The sequence below is a fragment of the Bradyrhizobium sp. INPA03-11B genome, from assembly GCF_040446015.1.
In the GTDB taxonomy this organism is placed as follows: Bacteria; Pseudomonadota; Alphaproteobacteria; order Rhizobiales; family Xanthobacteraceae; genus Bradyrhizobium; species Bradyrhizobium macuxiense_A.
In genome coordinates this window covers 41,183-48,268 of the sequence record NZ_JASGSR010000061.1, presented here as the reverse complement: position 1 = coordinate 48,268, position 7,086 = coordinate 41,183, and the positions used below count along the sequence as shown (strand labels likewise).

General features: G+C 64.8%; 6 protein-coding genes and 1 pseudogene. 3 read left to right on the top strand and 4 right to left on the bottom strand.

Annotation, left to right across the window (positions count from 1 at the left end; genetic code table 11):
• Window positions 1-239 (bottom strand): annotated as a pseudogene (locus QMZ05_RS24230) (hypothetical protein); the annotation flags it as partial.
• A gap of 191 nt (window positions 240-430) precedes the next feature.
• On the opposite strand from QMZ05_RS24230, the gene QMZ05_RS24225 reads away from it, so the two are divergent.
• The gene (locus QMZ05_RS24225) at window positions 431-619 is read left to right on the top strand and encodes a hypothetical protein (protein WP_353703023.1); all 189 of its coding nucleotides are present in this window, start codon (window positions 431-433) and stop codon (window positions 617-619) included.
• 123 nt (window positions 620-742) lie between these two features.
• Here QMZ05_RS24225 and QMZ05_RS24220 read toward each other — a convergent pair whose 3' ends face one another.
• Both QMZ05_RS24220 and QMZ05_RS24215 read right to left on the bottom strand, forming a co-directional pair.
• Entirely contained in the window at window positions 743-2,005 is a 1,263-nt protein-coding gene (locus QMZ05_RS24220; protein ID WP_353703022.1) for a serine hydrolase domain-containing protein, read from the bottom strand.
• A 145-nt stretch (window positions 2,006-2,150) separates the two neighbouring features.
• A complete protein-coding gene (locus QMZ05_RS24215) occupies window positions 2,151-3,527 on the bottom strand; it encodes a PLP-dependent aminotransferase family protein (protein ID WP_353703021.1) in 1,377 nt (458 codons plus the stop codon).
• Window positions 3,528-3,621: 94 nt separating this feature from the next.
• Here QMZ05_RS24215 and QMZ05_RS24210 point away from each other — a divergent pair, with 94 nt between their 5' ends.
• Window positions 3,622-4,074, top strand: a complete 453-nt coding sequence (locus QMZ05_RS24210; RefSeq protein ID WP_353703020.1) for a DUF983 domain-containing protein — start codon at window positions 3,622-3,624, stop codon at window positions 4,072-4,074.
• Between the two features lie 107 nt (window positions 4,075-4,181).
• On the opposite strand, the gene QMZ05_RS24205 is transcribed toward QMZ05_RS24210, so the two are convergent.
• Window positions 4,182-5,429 carry a multidrug effflux MFS transporter gene (locus tag QMZ05_RS24205; protein ID WP_353703019.1) on the bottom strand — a complete coding sequence of 416 codons (1,248 nt, stop codon included), beginning with the start codon at window positions 5,427-5,429 and terminating at the stop codon, window positions 4,182-4,184.
• A gap of 268 nt (window positions 5,430-5,697) precedes the next feature.
• Here QMZ05_RS24205 and QMZ05_RS24200 point away from each other — a divergent pair, with 268 nt between their 5' ends.
• Window positions 5,698-7,032 (top strand): MFS transporter, encoded by a 1,335-nt coding sequence (locus QMZ05_RS24200; RefSeq protein WP_353703018.1) that lies wholly within the window; start codon window positions 5,698-5,700, stop codon window positions 7,030-7,032.
• The last annotated feature ends 54 nt before the right edge of the window (window positions 7,033-7,086 follow it).

Below are 7,086 nucleotides of genomic sequence, written 5' to 3'. Positions count from 1 at the left end.
ATCTTGGTCACGCCGCCATGGTTGAAGCTGCCGACATAAAGCGTGCCGTCGGAAGTCGAGGTCACGCTCTCCGGAAAACTCTTGTCGGGAACGCCGACCGGAGTGGTTTCGGCGCGGGCTATGCTGGCCGAGCCAAGCGCAAGGACGGCGGCCGTCGCGCTCAGCCGGGCTGCGCGGCGGATCTTGAGCAGTTCTCCCGTTGCGCGCGGACGTCCCGCGTCGCCTTTGTTTTTTATCATGATCGCGTTTCCTCGATGAACCTGGTTGGACCAGGCAGGAATTGTGCGGCGATCGTCTCCGGTCGGCAGTTGTTGTGTGCAGGGTTCCCGACCGGATTGTTCACCCGCCTGCCTTGTCGGGTTCGATATATACAATAGTATATAGCGTGAGGGAAGCGACGGCTGGAGAACGCGCGTCATGGAGCGAGAGTTTGCGTCGCGCCACCAAATGCGTGTGCTGCAGTGGCGTCATCGACGGCCTCGCCGACGATGCGGGCGTCGGCTTCGATGCACGGATCGGCCTGTTTACCGATGAGCGTACGTTCGTCTGCAACGAATGCACAGCCAGTCTGATCGCGGCCGCAGCACGCAGGCAGGAAGCGGTGCGGCGGAGGTCATGAGGTGGGCGCTCCTGTTCGCGTCATTGCGAGCGAAGCGAAGCAATCCATCTATCCGTGAGCACGCGGATAGATGGATTGCTTCGTCGCTTGCGCTCCTCGCAATGACGAGGCGACTAGCGGAACTCAGTCCGGGCTGAACGCGTCGTAGACCAGCTTGCGGAACGCGGGTGTGATGCGCTGGCGCTCGTTCTGGGTCTGCTCGAGCATGATGTAGATCATATCGAGCTTCGGATCGACGCCGAAATAGGTTCCGCTGCCGCTGTCCCACTTCAGCTCGCCGATCGAGCCGGGCGGCGGCGGCTTGGCGATGCCGGGATCGGTGCGCACCGCGATGCCGTAGCCATAGCCGAAGCCGTCGCCGGGGAAATACCAGTAGTCACGGCCGACGCCGGAGCCCGGCCCGATATGGTCCCTCGTCATGTCCTTGAATGCGGCCGGGCTCAGATAGCGCTTGCCGTCGAGCTCGCCGCCATTGAGCAGCATCTGCGCGAAGCGCGCATAATCGAGAATGGTCGACACCAGGCCGCCGCCGCCGGATTCCCACTCAGGATGCGCGCGGCGGTCGTTTTCCCCGTCGATCAGGATGGTGTCAGACGGCAGCGGCTCGGCCAGTCGGGTCCGTTCGGTCTCCGCATCGAGCACATATCTGGTGTCGTTCATCTTGAGGGGATCGAAGATGCGCTCCTTCTCGAACTGATAGAGCGTCTTGCCCGCGACGATCTCGATCACCCGGCCGAGCACGTCGGTGGAATGACCGTAGCGCCACAGCGTGCCGGGCTGCCGCGACAGCGGCAGCTTGGCCAGCCGCGCGGTGAATTCCTTGTTGTCGAACTTGCCGTCGAACAGATGGCCGTCGCGGTAGATCTTCTGGATCCAGTCCGCGCCGATATATTCGTAGGTGATGCCCGAGGTGTGGCGCATCAGGTCCTCGATCGTGACCGGGCGGATCGGCGGCACCAGCTCGACCTTGGCCGGATCGTTGCCGCCGTCCGGTTCGATCGCGACTTTCACGTCGGCGAAGGCCGAAATGTATTTCGACAGCGGGTCCTGCGGCGACAGCTTGCCCTCGTCGACCAGCATCATCGCGGCGGTGTTGGTGATCGGCTTGGTCATCGAATGCAGCGCGAACATGGTGTCCCGCCGCATCGGCGATTTGGTCGTGACGTCACGATAGCCGAAGGTTTTCAGATAGACCGGCTTGCCGTGCTGCTGGATCAGGATGACCGCACCGGGCAGCTTGCCGCTCGCGACCTCGTTGTCGAAGAACGCGGTGATGCGTTCGAGCTTCTCCGGCGACGGGGCAGGGGCGTCGGAGGCGCGCACCGCGCCCGATGTGACAAGCGCAAGACAAACGACCGCGGCCACTGCCGCATGAAGCGTCCGCATGGCAACGGGGATCGCTCGACCATATCCGTACGACATTGAAAAGCTGCCCCTGCCTGATGCCCTTGAGCGCCCAAACTAAGCGCGAGCGCTCCCGCGCACCATAATCATTTTCGAGCGAGTTTATTCCTTAACGATGGTCGAAAATTTACACAATTTGCGTGGCGCCGACCGGCGTGCGCACGGCATTCGACAGCACCTGCAGCGCCTGGCTCAGCTCGGCGCGGTTGCGCGCGGCGCCGAGCGAGACGCGCAGCCCGCGCGGCGCAGCATCGCCCGCCGCAAAGGCGTCTTCGCCGACCACGGCGAGGCCGTTGCGCATCAGATGCGAGAGCAGGTCGGTGCCGTCGAAATGTTTCGGCAGTGGCATCCAGAGATGGTGGCTGGCCGGCCGCGCCGCATAGCTGACACCCTTGAGGAAGCGGGCCGCGAGCTGCTGACGGGCGGCGGCCTCGTTGCGGATGGCGCGGATGATCTCGGCGGCAACGCCGGAGCGCAGCCATTGCGTGACCAGCGCGACCATCAGCGATGGCGGCATCTGCATGGTGGCCTGCATGCCGGCGCGCATCCGCTGCTCGGAAGCGGCATCGGGCGCCAGCAGATAGGCGACCCGCAGTGCGGGCGCGACGCATTTGGCGATACTCGCGGCGTAGTAGGTGCGTTCCGGAATCATGGTGGCGATCGGCGCCATCTGCGGTTCGAGCGGGCCGTAGACGTCGTCCTCGATCAGCACGCAGCCGCGCTTCCTGATGATGTCGGCGATCGCCTTGCGGCGTGCCGCGCCCATCGTCGCCGTGGTCGGGTTCTGCTGCGTCGGAATCAGGTACACCGCCTTCGGCTTGTGCCTGCGGCAGGCCTCGTCGAGCGCGTCGGGCCGCGCGCCCTCAGCGTCCATCGCAACGCCGACAAGCCTAACATCGAGCCGCGCGGCCGCAGCCTTGATGCCGGGAAACGTCAGCGCCTCCGTCAGCACCACATCGCCGGGCGAAGTCAGCGCCAGCAGGGCGTTGAAGATGATCGCCTGCGACCCCGGATAGATCACGATCCGGTCGGCCGATGCGTTCGGCACGCGCGGCGCGAGCCACGCCGCGCCGACCTCGCGCTCGTCAGCGGTGCCGCCCGGACGGGCATAGCCGAGATAGGCGGAGAACCCGGCCTCGGAGCGGATGGTCGCCAGTCCCTGCGCGATGCGCAGGTCGAGATTGGCCTCGACCGGCTGTGGCGGCAGGTTCATCGACAGGTCGATGTTGACCGGGGCTGATAGCTCGGACGCTGCGCGCGCGGTGGTCTCCGACACGAAGGTGCCTTGGCCGACGCGGGCGTCGAGCAGCCCGCGCCGCCGCGCCTCGCCATAGGCGCGCGTCACTGTGGTGAGATCGATGTCGAGTGCGTTCGCCAGCGCGCGATGGGTCGGCAGCCGCTGGCCGCGAACCAGCCGTCCGCTCGCGATATCGGCGGCCAGCGCATCGACGATGCGCAGGAACATCGGGCCGTGCCATTCCGAAACTGTAGGGATCCAGTCCATGCAATCCGACGCTTTGTCTTTGATTGTATGCTATCAGAAGCATATTGTATGGATCATCAGATCAGGTCAAGGACAACGACCAAGGACGACTGCGATGACCGAGACGGTTTCCCTGCCAAAGGCGATGTTGCGCGGCTTCACCATGAAGTGCCCGAACTGCGGGCGCGGCCATTTGTTCGGGCGCTTCCTCAAGGTTGCTGACCATTGCGAGGTCTGCGGCGAGGACTTCACCCCGCAGCGTGCGGATGACTTTCCGGCCTATCTCGTCATCGTCGTGGTCGGCCACGTCGTGGTGCCGGCGCTGCTCTGGATGGAGATGACCTACGCGCCACCGGCCTGGCTGCAACTCGCGATCTGGCTCCCGTTCACGCTGTTCAGCGCGCTCGGGCTGTTGCAGCCGACCAAGGGTGCGATCGTCGGCCTGCAGTGGCAGCTCGGCATGGAAGGATTTGCGGCGACGCGGCGGCGTGTCGTGACGGTGCGGAGCAGCGCCGGACGGACGCGCGACTTGTCCGCCGTAGCTCAGCGAGCGAAGGCGGAAGCCTGAGGCAATATTGGTGTCGTAGCCCGGATGAAGCGCAGCGAAATCCGGGGTTCGTCTCGCAGGCGATACCGTCCCGGATTGCGCTACGCTCCATCCGGGCTACGGAATCATCAAATCGGATGATGATGTGGCCGGAACATCCGGCCCTTCTCCGTCACAAGCACCACCGCGAGCGCGGCCAAGGTGCAGAGGAAGAAGCCGGTCGCGAACGGCAGCAGCGTGCCGTCGTAATCCTGGCCGATCGTGGTGCCGACGCCGATCCCGAGCAAAGTGGTGATGGTGCCGTAGAGCGAAGACGCCGTGCCGGCGATCTTGCCCTGCGGCTCCATCGCGAGTGCGGTGAAGTTCGCCATCATCAGCCCGAACGCGAACATCATCAGGCCCGACAGCACCATGAATAGCGGCAGCGACAGCGTGCCGGTCTTCACGGTGAGGAACAGCACCCCGGCGACCACGGCAAAGCCGGTCAGCGCGGCGTGCGAGATCACGCGCATGCCGATGCGGCCGACGATGCGCGAATTGAGGAAGCCGGCGATCGCGACGCCGACCGCGCAGGCCGCGAAGGCGACCGGGAAGTAATGCCCGAGCTTGAAAATCTCGGTGAAGATCTGCTGCGACGAGAACACGAAGGCGAACAGCGAACCCTGCACGCCGCCGGCGGCGAGCGCATAGCCGAGGGTCTGGCGGTTGGTGACGGTCTGGCGAAACGCGGACAACACCTCTGGGATTGCCAGCGACTTGCGCAGCTCCTTGGGCAGCGTCTCCGGCATCCGCATCGCGCTCCAGGCGAGCGCGATCACGCCGTAGATCATCAGCAGCACGAAGATGCCGCGCCAATGCGTCAGCAGCATCACCGCCTGGCCGAATGACGGCGCGATCACGGGGACTGCGATGAACACCATCATCGCCAGCGACATCACGCTCGCCATCCGCCGTCCGGCGTAGCAGTCGCGCACGATCGAGGTCGCGATCACGCGGGTTGCCGCGGTACCGAGCCCTTGCAGCGCGCGCGCCAGCAGCAGCGTCTCGAACGAGGGTGCCATGATCGCGAGCAGGCCGGCGATGGTGTAGACGGTCATGCCGCCGAGCAGCACCGGGCGGCGGCCGAAGCGGTCCGACAGCGGACCCATCACGAACTGGCCGACGCCGAAGCCGACCAGGAAGATCGACAGCACCATCTGCGGGCGGTTGGCGTCCGCGATCTGGAATGCGGAACGGATGTTCGGCAGCGCCGGCAGCATCATGTCCATCGCCAGCGGGTTCAGCGCCATGATGGAAGCGATGATGACGACGAATTCCGGAAAGCCCATCGGGCGGTGGCCTGAGGATACCCAGGCATCGGCATTGATGTCAGACACTTAAGACCTCTTGGAGAGCAAGGATCATAGTGGCTTTGTTGCGTTGCACAATCGGCGTTTCGGGATGGGAGACCGTCGGCGGCGGGTGAGGTAATCCGGTCATGGAACCGGGCCTGCGGGCATCGGTTTGGTGCATTATCGTTGCTGCTGCAACTATTTCCTCGTGCCGTGCGGAAAGCTCTGCTATCCCGGTACCAGCACCCGTGCAGGGCAGGCGCATTGCCGCCGACCACGCCCGCACGGCCAAGAACGTTTTTGGGGAGGCCACATGTCCATCGAAATGTCCGCGCGCTCGCGCGGCGCTACGCTGTCGGATGAGGAGCGCAAGGTCCTCACTGCAACCCTCGTCGGCACCACGATCGAATGGTACGACTTCTTCGTCTACGCCCAGGCGGCCGGCCTGGTGTTCGGCGCGCTGTTCTTCGCGCCGATGAACGCCAACAATCCGCTGCTGGCGCAGATCGTCTCGTTCGCGACGCTCGGTCTTTCCTTCCTGTTCCGTCCGCTCGGAGCCATCGTCTGCGGCCATCTCGGCGACCGCTTCGGCCGCAAGAACATGCTGGTCGTCACGCTGCTGCTGATGGGCGCTGCGACCGCGCTGGTCGGCCTGCTGCCGACCTACGCGCAGATCGGCGCCTGGGCGCCGGCACTCCTTATTCTGCTTCGCATCCTGCAAGGCTTCTCGGCCGGCGGCGAGTGGGGCGGCGCAGCGCTGATGTCGGTGGAGTCGGCACCTCGCGACAAGCGCAGCTTCTTCGGCTCGTTCCCGCAGATCGGCACGCCGCTCGGCATGATCCTGGCGACCGGCGTGTTGTGGGTGCTCACCACGACGCTCGGCAAGCAGGCGATGATCGAATGGGGCTGGCGCATCCCGTTCCTGCTGTCGATCCTGCTGATCGTCGTCGGCATCGTGATCCGCCGCACCGTGGAGGAATCGCCGGTGTTCAAGGCGATGCAGCGGCGGCACCGCGAATCCTCCGCGCCACTGAAGGAATTGATGCGCAATCATGCCAAGGAGATTTTCCGCACGGCGCTGATCTTCATGGCCAACAATGCCGCCGGCTACATCCTGATCGCGTTCATCATCAGCTACGGTGCCAATACGCTGAAGATGCCGTCCGACCAATTGCTGCTGATCGGCACGCTGGCGGCGGTGAGCTGGTTCATCTTCACGCTGCTGGGCGGCATTCTCGGCGACAAGATCGGCCGCGTGCGCTGCTTCCAGATCGGCTACTCCCTGATGGTGCTTTGGGCGGTGCCGATGTGGTTCCTGATCGACAGCAAGAACCTCTTGCTGTTCTTCATCAGCGCCGTCGGCCTCACCATCGCGCTCGGCCTGTCCTATGGCCCGCAGGCGGCGCTTTACGCCGAGCTGTTTCCTGCCAAGGTGCGCTATTCCGGCGTCTCGATCGGCTACGCGCTCGGCGCCATCTTCGGCGGCGCCTTCGCGCCGATGATCGCGCAGTGGATCATCGGCACCTACGGCGAGTCCTGGCGCGTCGGCGTCTACATCGCGGTGCTGTCGCTGATCTCGCTGATCACGGTGTCGACCATCAAGGACCCGCAGGGCGTCGATCTGAACGTGAATGATGCGGGTACGTAAGCTGTGTAGGGCGGATTGGCCGAAGGCGTGATCCGCCACCGTCTCTGCGTCGCG